20 protein-coding genes are annotated in these 21,163 nt (G+C 69.4%); 12 read left to right on the top strand and 8 right to left on the bottom strand.

All coding sequences use genetic code 11. The features are described 5' to 3' along the window. Positions 1-4 precede the first annotated feature (4 nt). Positions 5-1,156, bottom strand: a complete 1,152-nt coding sequence (nadA, locus tag ACIHFD_RS06740; protein WP_397365928.1) for a quinolinate synthase NadA — start codon at positions 1,154-1,156, stop codon at positions 5-7. A 165-nt stretch (positions 1,157-1,321) separates the two neighbouring features. Here nadA and erpA point away from each other — a divergent pair, with 165 nt between their 5' ends. Both erpA and ACIHFD_RS06750 read left to right on the top strand, forming a co-directional pair. After that, the gene (gene erpA, locus ACIHFD_RS06745) at positions 1,322-1,675 is read left to right on the top strand and encodes an iron-sulfur cluster insertion protein ErpA (protein WP_192792115.1); all 354 of its coding nucleotides are present in this window, start codon (positions 1,322-1,324) and stop codon (positions 1,673-1,675) included. 98 nt (positions 1,676-1,773) lie between these two features. Continuing rightward, a complete protein-coding gene (locus ACIHFD_RS06750; protein ID WP_350728923.1) occupies positions 1,774-2,760 on the top strand; it encodes a carbohydrate kinase family protein in 987 nt (328 codons plus the stop codon). A 55-nt stretch (positions 2,761-2,815) separates the two neighbouring features. Here the strand turns inward: ACIHFD_RS06750 and ACIHFD_RS06755 are convergent, their stop codons facing one another. From ACIHFD_RS06755 to ACIHFD_RS06765, 3 genes are all read right to left on the bottom strand, one after another. Beyond that, the gene (locus ACIHFD_RS06755) at positions 2,816-3,250 is read right to left on the bottom strand and encodes a CBS domain-containing protein (protein WP_350728925.1); all 435 of its coding nucleotides are present in this window, start codon (positions 3,248-3,250) and stop codon (positions 2,816-2,818) included. 63 nt (positions 3,251-3,313) lie between these two features. Then, the gene (locus ACIHFD_RS06760; RefSeq protein WP_043638353.1) at positions 3,314-3,559 is read right to left on the bottom strand and encodes a sulfurtransferase TusA family protein; all 246 of its coding nucleotides are present in this window, start codon (positions 3,557-3,559) and stop codon (positions 3,314-3,316) included. After that, positions 3,556-4,698, bottom strand: coding sequence for a cysteine desulfurase family protein (locus ACIHFD_RS06765; RefSeq protein ID WP_397365929.1), 1,143 nt, complete (start codon positions 4,696-4,698; stop codon positions 3,556-3,558). Before ACIHFD_RS06765 ends, ACIHFD_RS06760 begins: the two co-directional genes overlap by 4 nt. Before the next feature lie 163 nt (positions 4,699-4,861). Here ACIHFD_RS06765 and ACIHFD_RS06770 point away from each other — a divergent pair, with 163 nt between their 5' ends. The 4 genes from ACIHFD_RS06770 (at position 4,862) to ACIHFD_RS06785 (ending at position 9,148) form a co-directional block, all read left to right on the top strand. Further along, a complete protein-coding gene (locus ACIHFD_RS06770; RefSeq protein ID WP_397365930.1) occupies positions 4,862-5,671 on the top strand; it encodes a cytochrome c oxidase subunit II in 810 nt (269 codons plus the stop codon). Beyond that, on the top strand, positions 5,668-7,332 hold the full coding sequence (gene ctaD / locus ACIHFD_RS06775) for a cytochrome c oxidase subunit I (protein ID WP_397365931.1): 1,665 nt from the start codon (positions 5,668-5,670) through the stop codon (positions 7,330-7,332). The genes ACIHFD_RS06770 and ctaD overlap by 4 nt, the downstream gene beginning before the upstream one ends. Continuing rightward, entirely contained in the window at positions 7,332-7,745 is a 414-nt protein-coding gene (locus ACIHFD_RS06780) for a cytochrome c oxidase subunit 4 (protein ID WP_350728931.1), read from the top strand. Before ctaD ends, ACIHFD_RS06780 begins: the two co-directional genes overlap by 1 nt. A gap of 200 nt (positions 7,746-7,945) precedes the next feature. Continuing rightward, a complete protein-coding gene (locus tag ACIHFD_RS06785) occupies positions 7,946-9,148 on the top strand; it encodes an Ig-like domain-containing protein (RefSeq protein ID WP_397365932.1) in 1,203 nt (400 codons plus the stop codon). A 588-nt stretch (positions 9,149-9,736) separates the two neighbouring features. Here ACIHFD_RS06785 and trpD read toward each other — a convergent pair. Both trpD and ACIHFD_RS06795 read right to left on the bottom strand, forming a co-directional pair. Next, positions 9,737-10,783 (bottom strand): anthranilate phosphoribosyltransferase, encoded by a 1,047-nt coding sequence (trpD, locus tag ACIHFD_RS06790; protein WP_397365933.1) that lies wholly within the window; start codon positions 10,781-10,783, stop codon positions 9,737-9,739. 6 nt (positions 10,784-10,789) lie between these two features. Then, complete coding sequence (locus ACIHFD_RS06795; protein ID WP_090930538.1) at positions 10,790-11,188, bottom strand: hypothetical protein; 399 nt, start codon at positions 11,186-11,188, stop codon at positions 10,790-10,792. Positions 11,189-11,398: 210 nt separating this feature from the next. Between ACIHFD_RS06795 and ACIHFD_RS06800 the strand changes: the two genes are divergently transcribed. From ACIHFD_RS06800 to ACIHFD_RS06815, 4 genes are read left to right on the top strand one after another with little or no spacing between them, the layout of a single operon-like run. Then, a complete protein-coding gene (locus ACIHFD_RS06800) occupies positions 11,399-12,052 on the top strand; it encodes a heme-copper oxidase subunit III (protein WP_350728934.1) in 654 nt (217 codons plus the stop codon). Between the two features lie 14 nt (positions 12,053-12,066). Then, positions 12,067-12,876, top strand: coding sequence for a c-type cytochrome (locus tag ACIHFD_RS06805; protein WP_397365934.1), 810 nt, complete (start codon positions 12,067-12,069; stop codon positions 12,874-12,876). Beyond that, a complete protein-coding gene (locus tag ACIHFD_RS06810) occupies positions 12,873-13,985 on the top strand; it encodes a Rieske 2Fe-2S domain-containing protein (protein WP_350728937.1) in 1,113 nt (370 codons plus the stop codon). The genes ACIHFD_RS06805 and ACIHFD_RS06810 overlap by 4 nt, the downstream gene beginning before the upstream one ends. Next, the gene (locus tag ACIHFD_RS06815) at positions 13,982-15,640 is read left to right on the top strand and encodes a cytochrome bc complex cytochrome b subunit (protein WP_397365935.1); all 1,659 of its coding nucleotides are present in this window, start codon (positions 13,982-13,984) and stop codon (positions 15,638-15,640) included. Before ACIHFD_RS06810 ends, ACIHFD_RS06815 begins: the two co-directional genes overlap by 4 nt. 468 nt (positions 15,641-16,108) lie before the next feature. Here ACIHFD_RS06815 and ACIHFD_RS06820 read toward each other — a convergent pair whose 3' ends face one another. Both ACIHFD_RS06820 and ACIHFD_RS06825 read right to left on the bottom strand, forming a co-directional pair. After that, positions 16,109-16,396: an Lrp/AsnC family transcriptional regulator gene (locus ACIHFD_RS06820; protein WP_080041188.1), complete on the bottom strand. Its 288-nt coding sequence runs from the start codon at positions 16,394-16,396 to the stop codon at positions 16,109-16,111. A gap of 17 nt (positions 16,397-16,413) precedes the next feature. Continuing rightward, positions 16,414-18,138: a DEDD exonuclease domain-containing protein gene (locus ACIHFD_RS06825; RefSeq protein ID WP_397365936.1), complete on the bottom strand. Its 1,725-nt coding sequence runs from the start codon at positions 18,136-18,138 to the stop codon at positions 16,414-16,416. Positions 18,139-18,213: 75 nt separating this feature from the next. Between ACIHFD_RS06825 and ACIHFD_RS06830 the strand changes: the two genes are divergently transcribed. Then, positions 18,214-19,719 carry a serine/threonine-protein kinase gene (locus ACIHFD_RS06830; protein WP_397365937.1) on the top strand — a complete coding sequence of 502 codons (1,506 nt, stop codon included), beginning with the start codon at positions 18,214-18,216 and terminating at the stop codon, positions 19,717-19,719. Continuing rightward, the gene (locus ACIHFD_RS06835) at positions 19,709-21,145 is read left to right on the top strand and encodes a serine/threonine-protein kinase (RefSeq protein ID WP_397365938.1); all 1,437 of its coding nucleotides are present in this window, start codon (positions 19,709-19,711) and stop codon (positions 21,143-21,145) included. Before ACIHFD_RS06830 ends, ACIHFD_RS06835 begins: the two co-directional genes overlap by 11 nt. Positions 21,146-21,163: the final 18 nt, after the last annotated feature.

Raw genomic sequence — 21,163 nt, forward strand, 5'->3', positions numbered from 1 at the left:
TGGGTTAGGGGAGGGCGAGCATGCGGTCCAGGGCCGCCCGGGCCCAGTGGGCGGTGTCCTCGTCCACCGTGATCTGGTTGACGACCTCCCCGAGCACCAGGGACTCCAGGGCCCACACCAGGTGCGGCAGGTCGATCCGGTTCATGGTCGAGCAGTAGCAGACCGTCTTGTCCAGGAACGAGATGCTCTTGTCGGGGAACATCTGCGCCAGCCGCTTGACCAGGTTCAGCTCGGTGCCGATCGCCCAGCTGGAGCCCGAGGGGGCCGCCTCCAGGGTCTGGATGATGTGCTCGGTCGAGCCCACGTGGTCCGCCTTGAGCACGACCTCGTGCCGGCACTCCGGGTGCACCAGGACGTTCACGCCGGGGATGCGCGCGCGCACGTCGTCGACCGACTCCGCCGTGAAGCGGCCGTGCACCGAGCAGTGGCCGCGCCAGAGGATCATCCTGGCCCGCTCCAGCTGCTCCTGGGTGAGGCCGCCGTTGGGGCGGTGCGGGTTCCAGACGACGCAGTCCTCCAGGGACATGCCCATCTCCAGCACCGCCGTGTTGCGGCCCAGGTGCTGGTCGGGCAGGAACAGGACCTTCTCGCCGCGCGAGAACGCCCAGTCCAGGGCGCGGCGGGCGTTGGAGGAGGTGCAGACCGCGCCGCCGTTCCTGCCGCAGAAGGCCTTGATGTCGGCGCTGGAGTTCATGTACGTGACCGGGATCACCTGATCGGCCAGGCCGGCGTCCTCCAGGGCCTCCCAGCACTCCTCGACCTGGTCGAACGTGGCCATGTCCGCCATCGAGCAGCCGGCCGCCAGGTCCGGCAGCACGACCCTCTGGTGGTCGCCGGTCAGGATGTCGGCCGACTCGGCCATGAAGTGCACGCCGCAGAAGACGATGAACTCCGCCTCCGGCCTGGCCGCCGCGAGCCGGGCGAGCTTGAACGAGTCGCCCGTGACGTCGGCGAACTGGATGACCTCGTCGCGCTGGTAGTGGTGCCCGAGCACGAACAGCCGGTCGCCGAGCGCCTCCTTCGCCTTGCGGGCCCGTTCCACCAGGTCGGGGTCCGAGGCGGGCGGCAGCTCGCCCGGGCACTCGACCCCCTTCTCGCTGTGCGGATCGGTGCCCTGGCCGAGGACGTAGAGCGGCAGCCCAGTCTGGGTGGCCATGGCCAAACCCCCTTATCGTCGAAGTGACGATACTCATCATGACATATGGGGGATACCTACTTATTCCGGGGGGCGGCGCCCCCGGGAATGTGTGGCATGGGCCAGGTGTTGGTAGCGTCATTAGTAGGACGTCGGAAACAGACAGCCGGGTTAGGGAGTCAGCAGATGACGGTTGAGAGCAGCGAGACCACGGCGCAGGGCCTGATCCTGACTGACGCGGCCGCCGCCAAGGTCAAGAGCCTGCTTGAGCAGCAGGGTGAGGAAGGTCTGCAGCTGCGGGTCGCCGTGCAGCCGGGTGGTTGCTCCGGCCTGCGCTACCAGCTCTTCTTCGACGACCGGTCGATGGACGGTGACGTGGTGTCGGACTTCGGGGGAGTCAGCGTGGTCACCGACCGCATGAGCGCTCCTTACCTGATGGGGGCCTCGATCGACTTCGTCGACACGATCGAGAAGTCGGGGTTCACCATCGACAACCCCAACGCCACGGGCTCCTGCGCCTGTGGTGACTCCTTCAACTAGTCGGTGGCCGCCGGGTCCCGCTCGCCTTTGTGCGTGCGGGACCTTCGCGTATTCTCGTGGGGCTCATAGGCCTGCTGACAACGAGGAAGAAGAATCCCGTGCGCATCGCCGTTACCGGCTCAATCGCGACAGACCACCTGATGACCTTCCCAGGAAGCTTCGGCGAACAGCTCATCGCCGAGCAGCTCGATCGGGTGTCACTCTCGTTCCTGGTCGATGACCTTCAGATCCGTCGTGGCGGCTGCGCCGCGAACATCGCGTTCGGCATGGCCTGCCTCGGCCTCAAGCCGGTTCTCGTGGGAGCCGTCGGCAACGACTTCGCCGACTACCGCTCGTGGCTGGAGCGCCACGGCGTCGACTGCGACTCCGTGCACATCTCGGAGACCCAGCACACCGCGCGCTTCCTGTGCACGACCGACCAGCACCACAACCAGATCGCCTCGTTCTACACCGGGGCCATGGCAGAGGCCCGGCTGATCGAGCTGAAGCCCGTCGCCGACCGTCTGGACGGCCTCGACCTGGTGCTGATCAGCCCCAACGACCCCGACGCGATGCTGCGCCACACCGACGAGTGCCGCCAGCGCGGCATCCCCTTCGCCGCCGACATCTCCCAGCAGCTCGCGCGCATGGCCGACGAGCAGATCCGCCAGCTCGTCGACGGCGCCGCCTACCTCTTCTCCAACGACTACGAGAAGGGGCTCATCGAGCAGAAGACCGGCTGGTCCGACGAGGAGATCCTGCACCGGGTCGGCGTCCGGATCACCACGCTCGGCCCCAAGGGCGCCGTCATCGACCGCAGGGGCGAGCCGTCCATCCACGTCGCCCCCGCCCCCGAGCTGGGCAAGGCCGACCCCACCGGCGTCGGCGACGCCTTCCGCGCCGGGTTCCTGTCGGGGCTGGCCTGGGGGCTGCCGCTGGAGCGCTGCGGCCAGGTCGGCAACCTGACCGCCACCCACGTGCTCGAGCGCGTCGGCGGCCAGGAGTACGAGCTCGGGCAGCAGGTCTTCCTCGAGCGGTTCGGCGCCGCGTACGGCAAGGAGGCCACGGCGGACATCGCCGATCACGTGCGCTGCTACCACCCGTAGGCGCCGCTCGGCCGCCCCGGCCCGCTGTGAGCGGCCCCGGGGCGGCCCGCACGGCTCAGCTCCTCGCGTAGACGTGGTGCAGGAACTCGGCGAGCTTGTCGTCCGGCAGGTGCTTGGCCAGGTCCGCCTCGGTGATCATGCCGACGATGCGGTTGTCCGACAGCACGGGGAGCCGCTTGATCTGGTGCTGCTCCATCAGCGTGAGCGTCTCGTCCACGGACGTCTCCGGGGTGACGAAGACCAGGCCCCCGGCCAGCTCGCCCGCCGTCGTCCTCGACGGGTCGTGCCCCGAGGCGATGCACTTGACGACGATGTCGCGGTCGGTGATGATCCCCTTCACCCGCTCGTCGGGGCCGCACACGGGCAGTGCCCCCACGTTCATGTTGCGCATCAGCTGGGCCGCCCGGTCGAGCGTCTCGTGCGCGCCGATGCACTCGGCCCCCGGATGCATCACGTCACGGGCGGTCTCGTGCGGATGTCCTCTGGTCATGGCTTTCCCCCGAAAGTCGGTGACTTCGTACGGGAAGCCTCTACCCCACTTTCGGGGGGAATGTCAGTAGTTGCGCCGGACGTGGATCGCCCAGCCGCCCTCGGGCAGCTCGTACGAGCCGACGTGCCGGTGTGACTTGAGCCTGCACCAGGCCGGCACGTCCGTGTAGGCCGCCGGATCGTCGGCCAGCACGGCCACCACCGCGTTGAGCGGGACGTAGTTGATCTGCTCCGCCAGCATGATGATCGGGATCGGGCACTTCTTCCCGAGCGCGTCGATCGTCAAAGCCGGCTGGGTAACCTCGGTCATGCGACTCCTGCGTCCTGCCGGATGCGGCGCACCAGATCGGGCAGCACGGCGAGGAATCTGTCGACCTCCGCCGCGGAGGCGCCCCTGGGCAGCGACACCCGGACATTGCCATGCGTCAGCACGCCCATCGCTTCAAGAACGTGCGATGGACGAAGCGTACTAGCGGTGCACGAGCTTCCTGACGAAACAGCGAAACCAGCCTTGTCCAGCTCGGTCAGCAAGGCCTCGCCGTCGACGTACAGACACGAAAAGGTCACGATGTGCGGCGCCCGGTCGACCGGGTCGCCGATCACCTCGACGTCCGGGACGATCTTCGGCACCGTCTCCCTGATCCTGGCCACGAGCTCCGACAGCCGCGCCTGCTCCTGCGCCGCGTCCGCGGCCATCGCGCGCAGCGCGGCCGCCGCCGCGACGATGCCGGGCACGTTCTCGAACCCCGGCACCCGCCGCCGCTCCCGCTCGTCCTCGGGCAGGAACGAGCGGAACCGCGTGCCCTTGCGCACCACCAGCACGCCCACGCCCGCGGGGCCGCCCCACTTGTGTGCGCTGGCCGTCAGCACCGACCAGCCGGGCGGGATCGGCATCCTGCCGGCCGTCTGCGCCGCGTCCACCAGCAGCGGAACCCCGTGGGACCGGCACGCCGCGGCCGCCTCCGCCACCGGCTGCACCGTGCCGACCTCGTGGTTGGCCGTCTGCAGGCAGGCCAGCGCGGTGCCGGGCCGGGCGACGGCCTCGGTGAACCGGTCGAGATCCACCCGCCCCGTCAGGTCCACGCCCACCGTCTCGGTCGTGCCGCCGTCGCGTTCGTGCACGCCACCGGCGTGCAGCACGCTGGAGTGCTCGACCGCGCTGGTGATCAGGTGGCGCCCGGCCCTGCGTCTGCCGTGTAGGGTGCCGAGCACGCCGAGATGCACGGCCTGCGTGCCCGACGATGTGAACGACACCTCGTCCGGGCGCGCGCCGAGCGCCTCGGCCACCTCCGTGCGGGCCTGCTCCAGCAGCAGGTGTGCGCGGCGGGCCTGGCCGTACAGTCTCGCGGGGTCGGCCCAGCCGACGTCGATCGCCGCCAGCAGCGCCTCGCGTGCCTGAGGGTGGAGCGGCTCGCTCGAAGCCGCGTCGAAATACGCCACGAGACTCATCGTCCCACTTGCGGCGCCATCGAGGGGTCGCGCGGTAGGGCGAAGCACCTGCACGCTAATGTGTCTGCAATCAGCTGTGCATCTGGAAATAAGAGCGCCCAAGAGAAAGACTCTTGGGCTTCATCTGTGGGGTAGGCGATCCGTGAGTCCGACTCGCCGTACGATGCGGCGTTCGTTGGCCCGGCGCAGGGTGCCGCGTGCCGCCGCTTTGGCGTTGCTGCTGGCCACTGCTACGGCGTGTGCTAATGACGTTCCGAAGGCCGACTGGTCTCGTGGTCTTCTTCCCGACCATGTCACCGAGCAGGCGGGCGTGGTCCAGAGCCTGTGGAACGGGGCCTGGATCGCCGCACTCGCCACGGGTGCGGTCGTCATCTTTCTGATCGTGTGGGCGGCCATCTTCCACCGCAAGCGCAAGTCCTCGGCCGATCTGCCGCCGCAGGTGCGCTACAACCTGCCGATCGAGATGCTCTACACCTTGATCCCGCTCGTCATGGTGTCGGTGTTCTTCTTCTTCACTGCGCGTGACAGCCAGGTGCTGGCCAAGGTGGACGGCGACGCGACCGTGAAGGTCAAGGTCGAGGCCTTCCAGTGGAGCTGGCGCTTCACCACGACGGTCAACGGCAAGACCCTGGCCCCCGTCGCCGGCACGCCGGTGAGTGACTATCACCAGGGACCCCAGCTGGTCCTGCCGACGAAGGCGAAGGTCGAGTTCGACCTGTCGACCGACGACGTCATCCACTCGTTCTGGGTGCCGGAGTTCCTGTTCAAGCGGGACGTCATCCCCGGCATCAAGGAAGGCAACCCGGGCCGCAAGTTCGAGATCACCACTCTGGGCCGTACGGGGGTCTTCGCGGGCCGGTGCGCCGAGCTCTGCGGTGTCGACCACAGCCGCATGCTGTTCAACGTGAAGCTCGTCGATTCGAACGAGTGGAACCAGTACATCGCTACGAACCAGGCTGGGAGTGCCCAGTGACCGCCATCCACGAACCCCTTCGCGCGCCGGCCAGGCCCGTCACCAAGGGCCAGGTGATCGCCAAGTGGCTGTCCTCCACTGATCACAAGATCATCGGGCACCTCTATCTGATCACGTCCTTCGCCTTCTTCCTGATCGGCGGCGTCATGGCGCTGATCATGCGGGCCGAGCTGGCGCAGCCGGGCATGCAGTTCACCAGCAACGAGCAGTTCAACCAGCTGTTCACCATGCACGGCACGATCATGCTGCTGATGTTCGCGACGCCGCTGTTCGCCGGCTTCGCCAACGAGCTGATGCCGCTGCAGATCGGCGCCCCCGACGTGGCGTTCCCGCGCCTCAACATGGTCAGCTACTGGCTCTACCTGTTCGGCAGCCTCATCGCCGTGTCCGGCTTCTTCACGCCGGGCGGCGCGGCCTCGTTCGGCTGGTTCGCCTACACGCCGCTGTCCAACGCGATCAACTCGCCCGGCATCGGCAGCGACCTGTGGATCATGGGCCTGGCCCTGTCCGGCCTCGGCACGATCCTCGGCTCGGTGAACTTCATCACCACGATCATCTGCATGCGCGCGCCCGGCATGACCATGTTCCGCATGCCGATCTTCGTCTGGAACGTCCTGCTGACCAGCATGCTCGTGCTGATGGCCTTCCCGGTGCTGGCCGCCGCGCTGCTCGTGCTGGAGTCGGACCGCAAGCTCGGCACGCACGTCTTCGCCCCCGACAACGGAGGCGCGCTGCTCTGGCAGCACCTGTTCTGGTTCTTCGGACACCCTGAGGTGTACATCATCGCGCTGCCGTTCTTCGGCATCGTGAGCGAGATCCTGCCGGTCTTCAGCCGCAAGCCGGTCTTCGGTTACATCAGCCTCGTGGTCGCGACGATCTCGATCGCCGGTCTGTCCATCACGGTCTGGGCGCACCACATGTTCCCGACCGGGCAGGTGTTGCTGCCGTTCTTCTCGTTCATGACGTTCCTCATCGCGGTGCCGACAGGTGTGAAGTTCTTCAACTGGGTCGGAACGATGTGGCGAGGGCATCTGTCCTTCGAGTCGCCGATGCTGTTCTCGGTCGGCTTCCTCGTCACGTTCCTCCTGGGCGGCCTGACGGGCGTCATCCTGGCCTCGCCGCCGCTCGACTTCCACATCAGCGACACCTACTTCGTCGTCGCCCACTTCCACTACGTGGTCTTCGGCACCGTCGTGTTCGCCATGTTCGCGGGCTTCTACTTCTGGTGGCCCAAGTTCACCGGCAAGATGCTCGACGACAAGCTGGGCAAGCTGCACTTCTGGCTGCTGTTCATCGGCTTCCACACGACGTTCCTCATCCAGCACTGGCTGGGCATGCTCGGCTTCCCGCGTCGTTACGCCGACTACAGCCCGGCCGACGGCTTCACCGACCTCAACATGATCTCGTCGGTGGGCGCGTTCATCCTGGGCGCCTCGACGCTGCCGTTCTTCTACAACGTCTGGAAGACCTGGCGCAGCGCGCCGAAGGTCACCGTCGACGACCCGTGGGGCTACGGCGGCTCGCTCGAATGGGCGACCTCCTGCCCGCCGCCGCGGCACAACTTCACCTCGCTGCCGCGCATCCGGTCCGAGCGTCCCGCGTTCGACCTGCACTACCCGCACGTGTCCGCCAAGCCGACGGCATCGGAGGTCGAGGCCTGATGAAGGTCCAGGGTTGGCTGTTCCTCGCGTGCGGCCTGTTCTTCGCCGGTGTCGATGTCGCCTACTGGTTCTGGACCAAGGCGGCGACGGGCCACGGTGAGCCGGTGGGCACCACGGCCATGGCGATCTCGGTCGGGTTCGCGTTCATGGTCGGCTACTACCTGATGTTCACCGCGCGGCGCATCGGCGCCCAGCCGGAGGACGACAAGCAGGCCGAGATCAGCGACGGCGCGGGCGAGATCGGGTTCTTCAGCCCGAGCAGCTGGTGGCCGCTGTTCCTGTGCCTGGCGGCGGCCTTCGCCTTCGCCGGGTTCGTGATCGGCTTCTGGATGTTCCTGATCGGGATCTTCCTGGTCATCATGGCCATGATCGGCTTCGTCTTCCAGTACTACCGGGGCAACTTCTCGCACTGACCCGGGCTGCCTGAGCGGGCGTCTCCCTTGAGGGGGGACGCCCGTTTTTTTGTGTTCTTTAACGGTGATCCGATGTGGTTATTCGATCACTGAGGGTAGTAATGAGGCGTCTGCTATGCGGACCGCCACTAAGGGCCTTTTCGGGCACAACCGGGTGGTGAGCAGGTCAAGGGGTTCGTTGTCGGACGAGGGAGTCATACGTGGGGCGCGTAGCGAATGGATCGGCCGGCCTGCTGGCGCTGGCGCTGCTGGCGGCGTGCTCGGGGGCCTCGGCCCCGAAGCCTGAGGGGGTCGCCATGGCCGGCGGGGCCCAGGGGCCCGCTGTGACGTTCTCTCCGCAGGACAAGGCCGCGAACGTGGCCACAGACCAGCCCGTGGTCGTCTCGGCCCGTGGAGGCACGCTCAAGAGCGTACGGGTGGACGGCGGCAAGTCCGGGGCGCTCAAGGGCGTCCTGAGCGCCGACGGCACCAACTGGCGCAGCACCGTCACCGCCCGCCCCGGGGCGAGCTACACGATCACCGCCGTCTCCGCGGACGCCGCGGGCAAGCAGACCCAGACCACCAGCACGTTCTCCACGATCAAGGGCAACAAGACGTTCGACATCCAGACCATCACCCCGAACAAGGACGACACCGGGCTGACGGTCGGCGTCGGCATGCCCATCATGATCGCCTTCGACAAGCCGGTCGCCGACCGGGTGTCCGTCGAGCGCAACCTCACGGTCCGCAGCTCCAGGCCCGTGGAGGGCGCCTGGCACTGGTTCGACGACAGCCACGTGGACTTCCGGCCGCTGGAGTACTGGCCCGCGCACACGAAGGTGCGGCTGGAGGCGAAGCTGGCCGGCGTGCGCGGGGGCCCCGGCCTGTACGGCAAGCGCGACGTACGGCTCGACTTCAAGATCGGCCGCTCGCAGATCACCAAGGGCAGCACCGACGAGCACGTGCTGCACGTCCGGCGCGACGGCAAGAAGATCCGCGAGATGCCGATGAGCGCGGGGCAGGGCGGGCAGTGGAAGTACTACACCACCGGCGGCATCCACCTGGCGATGTCGCGCGAGGACTCCACGCTCATGACCTCGCCCGGGATCGGGCCCGGCCAGTCGGGCTACTACTCGCTGATGGTCTACCACACCGTCCGCATCTCCAACAGCGGCGAGTACGTGCACAGCGCGCCCTGGTCGGTGGGGTCGCAGGGGAACTCGAACGTCAGCCACGGCTGCGTGAACATCAGCCCGGAGAACGCGATCTGGTTCGTCAAGAACACGCTGATCGGGGATCCGATCATCATCACGGGGTCGCCGCGGAAGCTGGAGCCCACGAACGGGTGGGGGCATTGGCAGGAGAACTGGAAGGAGTGGCTCAAGTGGAGCGTGCTTAAGGACGGGCCGACCATCACGTTCTGATACCGATTCGCGCCGCCGACCACGGCCTAGACCACCGCCTTCCGACCCGCCGACACCCGCCCCGACCCGCCACACTCGGGGCCGGCCACGCTCCGGATCGCCACACACGAGGCTGAACGCGCCCGGGTTCGCCACAGCCCGGGTTCGCCACGCCCTGGGCTCAGCGGCGCTCCGGCTCAGGGCTGCCCCGGATCGGCGGTGCCTCAGCGCGCTCGCAAGGACCGGGGTCCGGCGCCCTGCGTGACCTGGGCTGACGCGCACGGGGGAGGGGCGTTCGCCGTTCCGGCCCGCTCTCCGCGCCGCTGTGCGCGCCTCAGCGCCGCGACGTCGTCCAAGTGATGCGTCCCGGGGGGCGGGAAGGGTCAGGCCGTCTGCGTGGCGCTGAGGGACGGGACGGGGGCGGCCGCCCGCGGGGGAGAGCCTGGCGAGGGTGAAGCTACTGGCCGGCCGCTGCTCCGATCCGCTCCCCGCGCCGTCGTACGGACCCCGGCGCTGCGGCGGCGTGCGCGCCTCAGCGGCGAGCGGACGGAGGGCGTACTTCCAGAGGGAGGCGCGCCCCTCGGCCGGGGCGCGCCTCGAAATGGGCGGTCAGGCGCCGTTGACGGTGGCGCTGACCTCGATCCAGCGGTCGAGGGTGGCGGCGGCCGCGCCGGAGTCGACGGCCTGGACCGCGCGGGCGTAGCCGCCGGTCATGGCGGCGTCGAGGTCGTCGCCCGGCCCGTTGAGGGCCACCAGGGCCGCGGCGGCGTTGAGCAGGACGGCGTCGCGCACCGGCCCCGTCTTCCCCTGCAGCAGGTCGTGCACGGCCTGGGCGTTGAAGGCCACGTCCCCGCCCCGCAGCGCGCCCACGTCGGCGCGCGGGATGCCGAGCACGGACGGGTCGAAGGTCGTCTGCGTGGCCGTGCCCTCCTTGACCACCCAGACCGTCGAGGTGTCCGCGATGGTCAGCTCGTCGAGCCCGTCGTCGCCGCGGAACACCAGCGCGCTGACGCCGCGCTCGGCGAAGACGCCCGCCAGCACGGGCAGCATCTTGGCGTCGAAGACGCCGATGGCCTGGGCGGCCGGGCGGGCCGGGTTGGTGAGCGGGCCGAGGAAGTTGAAGATCGTGGGTACGCCGATCTCCTTGCGCGTCGGCCCGGCGAAGCGCAGCGCGGGGTGGTAGACCGGGGCGAAGCAGAAGGCGATGCCCGCCTGCTCGGCCACCCGCGCCGTCTGCTCCGGCGTGAGGTCGAGCCGGATGCCCAGGTGCTCCAGGACGTCGGCGGCGCCGCACGAGGACGAGGCGGCGCGGTTGCCGTGCTTGACGACCCGGGCGCCCGCGGCGGCGGCCACGATGGCGGCCATCGTCGAGACGTTGACCGTGTGGGCGCGGTCGCCTCCCGTGCCGACCACGTCGACCACGGGCCCCTCCACGCTCAGCGGCGTGGCCAGATCCAGCATGGTGCGGGCCAGGCCCACGACCTCGGCCACCGTCTCGCCCTTGGCGCGCAACGCCACCACGAAGCCGGCGATCTGGGACGGCGTCGCGGCGCCGGACATGATCTCCCGCATCGCCCAGGCCGACTCGTCGGAGGTGAGGTGCTCTCCGGACAGGAGAGCGGACAGCAGGGTGGGCCAGGTCGTCCGGGAGTCCATGGGCACCTACTTAGCGTTGAGTCGGGTCGAGGAGCGGCGGCGCATGAGGTCGGCCACGGTGTCGGCCAGGACCATGGGCTCCAGCGGCTGCGGCACCACGGCGTCGGCCTTGGACCAGTCGGCCAGCCAGCGGTCGTCGCGCCTGGCGATGATCAGGCAGATGGGCGGGCAGTCGTAGACCTCGTCCTTGGCCTGGCGGGAGACGCCCATGCCGCCCGCGGGCTGCGTCTCGCCGTCGAGGACGGCCACGTCGATCTCGCCCGAGCCCAGCCACTGGTGGACCTTGGGCTCGGTGGCGCATTCCACGATCTCCACGAGGGGTACGTCGGCGGCGGGGCGCCTGCCGATGGCCTGGATCACCTCGGCCCTGGTGGCGGCGTCGTCGCTGTAGACGAGGACCCTCATCGTGTCGTCGGTGCTCCCAGTGGAGGTCACTGTCGCGCTCGCTATCCCTTGTAGCAGTATGGTCACCTCGGATCGTACCGGTGCGCCGGTGTGCATTCCCAGGCCACCATGCCTGACAGGGGGTTTTGAGGCGATTCTCCCAGGTTGCCTCCCGGTTTGTACCTGCTAACCGGGGGGTCGTGCGCGGGACCGACCACCGAAGCCGCAATAATGCTGCCCGTGGCGACAGCATCCGCAATAACTTCGACGACGACAGCACAGTCGTACCGCAGACCCAATCTGGTCAGTGTCGGGACGATCGTCTGGCTGTCCTCTGAGCTCATGTTCTTCGCGGCGCTGTTCGCGATGTACTTCACCATCCGGTCGGTGAGCGTGGGCAACGGCTTCGATTGGGGCCCCGCCTTCCACAAGGTCGGCCTGGAGGCCGCCGAGGGCGCTCACCTGAACATCCCGTTCGCGACGGCCAACACGATCATCCTGGTTCTGTCGAGTGTGACGTGCCAGCTGGGCGTGTGGGCCGCGGAGAAGGGGCAGGTCGGCAAGCTCCGCTTCTGGTACATCGTCAGCTTCCTCATGGGCGCGGTCTTCGTGGCCGGGCAGCTGTACGAGTACGGCGAGCTGGCATCAGAGGGCGCGACCTTGTCCGCCAACCCTTACACCTCGGTGTTCTACCTGACGACGGGCTTCCACGGCCTGCACGTGACCGGTGGCCTATTCGCGTTCCTGTTCATGCTGGGACGCACGTACGCCGCGAAGCGCTTCACGCATGAGCAGGCCACCAGCGCGATCGTCGTGTCCTACTACTGGCACTTCGTAGACGTCGTCTGGATTGGTCTTTTCGCGACCATCTACATCATTCGTTAAGGAACGGGATCTCTGTGACTAGGATCACCGCTTGGCGGCGGCATCCCCTCGCGAGATATGCCGTCCTGATTTTGGCGTTGGCGCTGGTCGGGATGGTATACGCCGCCTTTGTCCAGGCGGGTAAGCCTGCCGACGCGGCACTGGCGGCAGGCAAGGTCGATGACGTGTCCGAGGGCAGGAGCTTGTTCGTCAAGCACTGCTCCAGCTGCCACGGCATGAACGCGGAGGGCACCAAGACGGCGCCCACGCTCGTCGGCGTCGGCGCCGCGGCGGTCGACTTCCAGATGGGCACCGGCCGCATGCCCGCCGCCAACCCGGGTCCGCAGGCGCCGCGCAAGCCGATGGCGCCCTGGGTCGACGAGACGAAGATCAGGCAGATCGGCGCCTACGTGCAGTCGCTCGGCGGCGGCCCGCAGGTCCCGGGCCAGGAGCAGGTCGACGCCAAGCTCGGCGACGCCGGCAAGGGCGGCGAGCTGTTCCGCGCCAACTGCATCCAGTGTCACAACTGGGTCGGTGCCGGTGGAGCCCTGACGCAGGGCAAGTACGCCCCCAACCTCAACTCGGCGACCCCCACCCAGATCTACGAGGCGATGGTCACCGGCCCGCAGGCGATGCCGGTCTTCAACGACTCGACCATCACGCCCGAAGAGAAGCGCAGCATGATCGCCTACATCACGCAGGTCCGCGCGCAGAAGGACCCGGGAGGTTTCGGCCTCGGGCGCATTGGCCCGGTGACCGAAGGTCTCGTAGCGTGGATCGCAGGCCTCAGTGTCCTCGCACTCGCCGCCATCTGGATCACCGCGAAGAAGCGACAGAAGTCATGACAGACAACGAGCACGAGATCGAGCAGCCCGATGAGCGCGTACCCAAGCGCGTCATCGGCACCCCCGCGCCGGGCACCTCGATGCTCGGCACCGCGGAGGCCCCGGACGTCGAGAAGGACGTCCCCGGCGTCACGCTGCCGGACGAGAGCAAGGCCCGCAAGGCCGAGAAGATCGTGGCGCTCTGCTTCACGATCACGTTCCTGGCCGCGATCGCGTTCATCATCTCCTACGTGGTCTTCCAGGTCGGCAGCCCCGAGGCGACCGGAGTGTCCAACTTCGCGCTGGGCACCTCGCTGACCGTGGCGATCCTGGGACTGGCGATCGGCATCGTGATCTGGGTACGCATGATCATGCCGAAGTACTCCCTGGTCCAGGAGCGCCACCCGATGGCCTCCGCCGAGGACGACCGCGAGGTGGTCGCCGACACGTTCGTCCAGGGCGCCAACGAGAGCGGCTTCGTCAAGCGCAAGCTGATGCGCCGCACGCTGCTGCTGGCCGCCGCGCCCCTCGGCCTCGTGCCGGTGGTGCTGCTGCGCGACCTCGACAACAGCAAGATGCCGGGCGCGAAGTTCAACAAGCTGCTGCGCCACACGGTCTGGGGCGAGAAGACCAAGGAGGGCAAGCCGCTCAGGCTCGTCGTCGAGGGCACCGGCCAGCCCATCCGGGCCGCCGACTTCAACTCGCCCGGCGGCATCCTGTCGGTGGTCCCCGAGGGCTACCAGCACGACCTCAACGCCCTCGCCAAGGCCACGCTGATCCTGATCAAGTTCCGCCCGGAGGAGCTCAAGAGCGGCGTCCGGCAGAACTGGACGCACGACGGGATCGTGGCGTACTCCAAGATCTGCACGCACGTGGGCTGCCCCGCGGCCCTGTACGAGCAGAACACCCACCACATCCTCTGCCCCTGCCACCAGTCGACGTTCGACGCGGCCGACGGCGCGAAGGTCATCTTCGGTCCGGCCGCCAGGCCGCTGCCGCAGCTGCCGATCACGGTCGACGCCGAGGGCTACCTGATCGCCCAGGGCGACTTCCAGGTGCCGGTCGGCCCGAGCTACTGGGAACGCGGTGACGCCGAGCGCGCGGCCAGGGAGAAGGGAGGCCAGGCATGAGCGATCTGACCGCCGTGCCCAAGGCCGTCGCCGGGCCGTCGACATTCCTCGACGACCGCCTGGGCGGGGCCAATTTCCTCAAGCGCAACCTGCGCAAGATCTTCCCGGACCACTGGTCGTTCCTGCTGGGTGAGATCGCGCTCTACTCGTTCGTCATCCTGCTGCTGACCGGTACGTTCCTGACGTTCTGGTTCAAGCCCAGCATGATGGAGGTCGCCTACGACGGCTCGTACGCGCCACTCAAGGGCGTCATGATGTCGGAGGCCTACGCGTCGTCGCTGGAGATCAGCTTCGACGTCCGGGGTGGTCTGCTCATCCGGCAGATGCACCACTGGGCGGCCCTGATGTTCGTGGCCGGCATGATGGTCCACATGCTGCGGGTGTTCTTCACGGGCGCCTACCGCAAGCCGCGCGAGCTCAACTGGATCATCGGCGTGCTGCTGCTGACGCTGGCGCTCGCCGAGGGTCTGACCGGCTACTCGCTCCCCGACGACCTGCTCTCCGGCGCCGGTCTGCGGATCACCGAGGGTGTGGCGATCTCGCTGCCGCTGGTCGGCACGTACATCACGTTCTTCCTGTTCGGCGGGGAATATCCGGGTGAGGATGTCGTCGCCCGGTTCTACTCGCTGCACATCCTGCTCATCCCGGGCATCCTGCTGGCGCTCATCTCGGCTCACATGGTGCTCATGTGGGTGCAGAAGCACACGCAGATGCCGGGCAAGGGCCGCAACAACCACAACGTGGTCGGCGCGCCGTTCTACCCGGCCTTCATGGCGAAGGCGGGGGCGTACTTCCTGTTCACGCTGGCCACGGTGGCGGGTCTGGCGACGTTCACCCAGATCAACCCGATCTGGCTGTTCGGCCCCTACACGCCCGCCGACGTGTCAGCGGGTTCGCAGCCCGACTTCTACATGGGCTTCCTGGAAGGCGCGCTGCGCATCATGGTGCCGTGGGAGATCAACCTCTTCGGCACCTCCCATGCCGGCACCCTGCCGCTGAGCGTGATCATCCCGGCGCTGGTGCCGATGGGCATCGTCATGACGGGCCTGGCGCTCTACCCGTTCCTCGAACGCTGGGTGACGGGCGACCACCGCGAGCACCACGTCGCGGACCGGCCGCGCAACAACCCGCACCGCACCTCGATCGGCATGTCGGCCATCACGTTCTACGGCGTGCTCTGGCTGCTGGGCGCCAACGACGAGATCTCGGCGAACTTCCACATCAGCCTCAACGTGACGACGTACGCCGGCCGGGTGCTGGTCTTCGTCGCGCCGGCGCTGGCGTACATCATCACCTACCGCATCTGCCTCGGCCTGCAGCGTTCCGACGCCGCGGTCGTCTCGCACGGCGTGGAGTCGGGCGTCATCAAGCGGCTGCCGCACGGTGAGTTCATCGAGGTCCACACGCCGCCGGCGGACGACATTGAGGCCCACGTGCGGGGCAAGGAGCCGGTGGCGATGCTGCCGGTGGCCGAGGACACCGCGGGCATCCCGCCGAAGGGCATGCGCGGTCCGCTCGGCAAGCTGCGCGCTCGCATGTCGAAGGCGTACGGCGGGGAGAAGATCCCGCTGGACGAGGGACACGGGCACGGGCACGAGGAAGAGCACGCCGCCATCGGCTCCGGTGGCGAGGAAGACCGCAGCCTCACGCACTGACATCACCTCTCGCCACATACGGCACGGGCCCGGACGACACGTTCGTCCGGGCCCGTCGCCGTCTCATCCCGTTCTCGTTGCTGGGGAAGAGGGCGTTGCCGGGGAAGAGGCGGCCTGGGCGCCCGGCGAGGGTGTCGTGCCTGGGGAGCGCGCCGCGGGACCACGGTGTCCGGCGAGCGTGCCGTGCCTGGGATGCGCGGGCGTGCCCGGCGGGGGCTGGGAGCGTCGTCACAGGCGCTCGCACGCGGTGGGGGACCCCGGCCGAAGACACGGCCGAGGGGCGGGCTCGCCGGAAGACGGCGCGGTCGGGCGCCGGAAGTCGCGCTGGTCGCGGGCGCTCAGCCCGAGAGGTCTCGAGGCGGCGCATCGACGGGCAGGCCGCCGCGACCGATGAGGTCAGCCCGCGTGGGGCAGCCGGTGGGGGTCGAGCCGCGTGTGGCAGCCCGTGTGAGGGTCGGCCCGTGTGGGTCAGTCGGCTTCGGGGAAGCCGATGGAGAAGGCGGCGTCCAGGTCGTGCTTGGAGTAGGCCCGGAAGGCGATGTGCGTCTCCGTGTGCAGCACCCCGGCCACCTTGTTGATCCGCCCGGGGACCACCTCGGCGATCTCCTCGTACGCCGCCACCCGCACCATCGCCAGCAGGTCGTATTCGCCGGTGATGGAGTAGACCTCGCTGACCCCCTGGATCTCGGCGATCGTCTGGGCGACCTCCGGGATCCGGTCTACCTCTGCATTGATGTGGACGATAGCCGTGACCATGCATCAACTCTATCGTTTCACCTCAAAGGTCGCCCCTCCCGATTGCGGAGCTGATCAAGATGGCGGTACGCGAGGTCGATGCGGGCCTTGTGCCGGGCGGCGCCCCAGGCGGGCAGGCTCCACTCGCCCTCCACCTCCACCAGCCGCACCCCGGGCGACTCCAGCCAGCGCAGGATGCACTCGGTCTCCTCGGCGCTGGCCGCGTGGATCGGGCCGGCGCCCGGGATGACCGCCTCGGCGGTGGCCGTGAGGGAGGCGACGAAAGGGGTCGGATGGGCGCCCTTCGGCATGACCCCGGCCGCCGCCAGCCGCCCGTACCGGATGACGTGGATGTCCCATCCGCCGCCGAACGCCGGGCTGGCGGCCACCAGCTGCGGGATGCGCGTGATGGCGCTCAGGCGCTGCATGCGGGCCGCCGTACGGACGAAGGCCGCCAGCCGGTCGCGATCGACCGACGCCTCCTCGTAGCGCTGCTCCACCGACAGCCGCTCCATGCGCGCCGACACGGCGCTGAAGACGAGCGAGGCGTCGAGCGTCATGGCCCGGCGCGCGCTCTCCGCGTGGAGCGCGTATTCCTCCTGGCTCTCCTTGCCCTCGCAGGGCGCGCCGCAGCGGCCCATCTCGTGAAGCACGCAGGCCGCCCGCCGGGTGCGCAGCGTGACGGGCTGGGTGCACTGGCGCAGGGGGACCGCCTCGTGCAGGGCGATGCGGGCCTCGTCGGCCAGCCGGGCACTGCCGAACGGGCCGAGGTAGGTGGCCCCGTCGTCCTTGAGCTCGCGGACGATCGACAGCCGCGGGAACGCCTCGGTGGTGAGCTTGAGCCAGACCACCTTCTCGGGAAAGCGGGAACGGCGGTTGTAGCGCGGCTTGGCGCCGCCGATCAGGCGCAGCTCCCTGACCTCCGCCTCCAGGGCGGTCGCGCAGACGACGTGGCGCACCCGCTCGGCGATGCCGATCATCTCGCGGATGCGCGGGCGGGTCTCGCCCGCGGTGAAGTAGGAGCGTACGCGGTTGCGCAGGTTGGTGCTCTTGCCGATGTAGAGGACCTCGCCGCGCTCGTCCTCGAAGAAGTAGACCCCGGGGGCGTGCGGCACCGAATCGGCCAGGTGGCGCTTGCGCTGCTGCTCCGGCGTGGGGGCGCGGACGAACGACTTGAGCTCCTCGAGCGTGTGCACCTGGAACGAGCCGGCCCGCTCGATCAGCCCGTGCAGCACCTCGACGGTGGCCCTGGCGTCCTGCAGGGCACGGTGGCACGGCTCGGTGGAGCTGCGGAAGAACCTCGCCAGCGTCGCCAGCTTGGCGTTGGGCACCTCGTCGCGGGTCAGCACGCGGCGGGCCAGGTCGACGGTGTCGACGACCGGATTGGCCGGCGGAGGATAGCCGTGGGCGGCGCAGGCGGCCTTGACGAAGCGGGTGTCGAAGCCGGCGTTGTGGGCCACCAGCGTGGCCCCGCGGATGAACTCCAGGAAGCTCGGCAGCACCGCCTCGATCCGCGGCGCGGCCACGACCATCGCGTCGGTGATGCCGGTCAGCACCGAGATGAACGGCGGGATCGGCCCTCCTGGGTCGACCAGCGTCGAGAACTCGCCCAGCACCTCGCCCGCCCGCACCTTGACCGCGCCGATCTCGGTGATGGCGTCCTCGGACGGGGCGCCGCCGGTCGTCTCGAGGTCGAAAACGACGAAAGTGACCTCGCTCAGCGGAGTGCCGAGCTCGTCGAGAGTGCCTTGAACCACGTCCACGTTCCAAGACCATAGAGAGGGAGACCGACAGGAACGAATAACCACCGCTCTTGATCCTTAGTTACCCTTCCCTGTATGTCCTCGGGAAGACTTGCCGGCCGCTATGCCCTGTTGCGCCCGCTCGGCGCGGGCGGCATGGGGAAGGTGTGGCTGGCCAGGGACGAGATGCTCGACCGCGAGGTGGCGGTCAAGGAGCTCACGCTGGCCGAGGGCATGTCGCCCAAGGAGCGCTCCGACTCGGTGATGCGGGCCGTGCGCGAGGCGCAGGCCACGGCGCGGCTGCGCCATCCCGGCATCGTGGCGCTGCACGACGTGGTCGTCGAGCAGGAGCGGCCCTGGCTGGTCATGGAGCTGCTGCGGGGCCGCACGCTGGGTGAGACGGTCCGCGAGTTCGGACCCATGCCGGCCGATCATGCCGCGCGGGTCGGCGCCGACGTGCTGGAGGCGTTGATCGCGGCACACGCGCTGGGGATGCAGCACCGCGACGTCAAGCCGGGCAACGTGTTCCTGACCGAGAGCGGGCGGGTGGTCCTCACCGACTTCGGCATCGCCCGGCAGGAGGGCCAGGCCACGCTCACCGAGCAGGGGCTGATGATCGGCTCGCCCGGGTTCATCGCGCCCGAGCGGCTGGCCGGCGAGCCGGGCGGGCCCGCCAGCGACGTGTGGTCGCTCGGCGCCACGCTCTACGTCGCGCTGACGGGCGCGCCGGCCTACGGGGGGTCGGCGGCCCAGCGGGTGCGGGCCACGCTGACGGAGCCCGTACCGGCCGCTCCGGGGCCGCTGGGGCCGCTGCTGGCGGCCATGATGGCGCACCAGCCGGCCGCCCGCCCCGATCCTCGGGTGATCGTGTCCGCGCTCCGGCAGGTGGCCGCCGGCGGGCATGCCCCGCATCTGCCCGTCAACCAGGACGTGACCGCGCCGACCAGGGTCAAGCGGCCCGGCAGGGCCGCGATCTGGATCGCCGCGGCGACGGCGCTCGTGCTCGGCGCGGGCGGCGCGACCGCCTTCCTCGTCCTCAGGGACCGGGCGGGCGCGGTGCCGGACGCGTTCACCGTGCCCATGGACGTGTGCAAGCTGATCAGCCAGGAGGAGGTGGGCGCGCTGCTGCGTACGCAGAGCCCGCCCAAGGCGCAGGCGAGCGCCGACGGCGACGGCCCCAAGTGCGGCTGGACGCTCGCCAACACGGGTGTGGGCCTGCAGGTGCAGAAGGACTCCGACACCGTCGACCCGTGGTCGATGACCCCGGCCACGGCCGGCGCGCTCTTCAAGGGCCAGAAGACCTGGTGGACGAGGACCGGCACGGTCGACTGGACCTGGGACGAGATCGGCGCGAAGACCTCGCAGCGGGCCACGCGCACCTCGGTCCGCGAGATCGCCGGTGTCGGCGAGGAGGCGTTCGGCTTCGAGCTGAAGGGCCCCACGGGCCGCGTGCACACCTCCCAGATCTACTACCGCCTGGCCAACCTGGTGGTCACCGTGCAGTTCACCACCCTCGGGGACAAACCCACCGACGAGGAGATCAAGCAGCGGGCGCTGAAAGCGGCGCAGACGAGCGAGCAGGCGTTGCGCAATGCCGGATGACCTCTATCTGCTGGCCGGCCGCTACCGTCTCATCGAGCGGCTCGGACAGGGCGGCGCGGGCACGGTGTGGCGGGCCATCGACGAGATCCTCGACCGTCAGGTCGCGGCCAAGCAGGTACGCGTGCCGGAGGGGCTCACCCCGCGGGAGCGGGCCGAGTTCGCCGACATGGCGATCCACGAGGCCAGGTCGGCCGGACGGCTGCGCGACCCGGCGATCGTGCTGGTGCACGACGTCGTCCTGGAGGGCGGCCAGCCGTGGATCATCATGGACCTGGTCACCGGCCGCTCGCTGGACAAGGTGATCAAGGATCAGGGGCCGCTGCCGCCCGGGTTCGTGGCCGCGGTCGGGCTGCGCGTGCTGTCGGCGCTGGAGGTCGCCCACGCCCACGGGATGCTCCACCAGGACGTCAAGCCCGCGAACATCCTGCTCGACTTCGACGGCTCCGCCATGCTCACCGACTTCGGCATCGCGACGCCGATGGGCGGTCAGGGCGGCAGGTTCGGCGGCGCGGGCTCGCCCGGCTACATGGCGCCCGAGCGGCTCAACGAGGAGCCCTCCAGCCCGGCGTCCGACCTGTGGTCGCTCGGCGCCAGCCTCTACACCGCGGTGGAGGGGCGCGCGCCGTTCGAGCGGGCGCTGCCCGCGGCGGTGACGGCGGCGGTGCTGCTGCACGAGCCGCCGTTGCCGGTCCGGGCGGGCCGCGACTTCGGCGGCCTGCTCATGGCCATGCTCGCCAAGAACCCGGCGGCCCGCCCCACGGCGGCCCAGGTCCGCCAGGCGCTGAACGCCCTGGCCGGACCCGCCCCCGTGCCCCGGCGCCGCCGGTGGCTGGTGCCCGTCGTGCTGGCCGCCGCCGTGATACTGGGAGCAGGCGGCTGGTACGCCGCGGGCGCACTGGGCAAGGCTGAGACCGGGAGGTTCGCCAAGGCGCCCGATCCCTGCAAGCTGCTCACCGACGAGCAGGCGGCCCAGATCATGAAGGCCAAGCCGTCGCGCGAGGCCACCCGGCCGGGCGAGTGCCAGTGGATCCTGCGTGACGGCGGGGAGGACGGCCGCCGCCGTATCGTCGTCCGCGCCTGGGCGGAGCGGCCCGACGGCGATCTCGGCGGCCCCCAGGTGGCGCAGCGCCGCTTCGCCAGCGAGAAGACCGGCCGCACCGGCGCGGAGGGCACCGTGATGCGCGAGGTCCGCGGCTCGGTCTCCGACGTCCCGGGGGTCGGGGAGTCGGCGATCATCCAGAACAGCTTCAAGGCCTACATCAACAGCGACGCGACGGGCTCGTCCGACAGCACGGTGCTCTTCCGCACGAGCAACGTGCTCGGCGAGGTGGTCTGGCACCGCGAGAACGTTCCGGTCAGCGCCCCGGCGGACAAGGAGCCCGCCCTCGCCGTCGCCCGTCTGGTCTCGGCCGCCCTGTCGAAGTGAGCCCGTCGGAGCACCGTG

The organism is Nonomuraea sp. NPDC051941 (assembly GCF_044593615.1).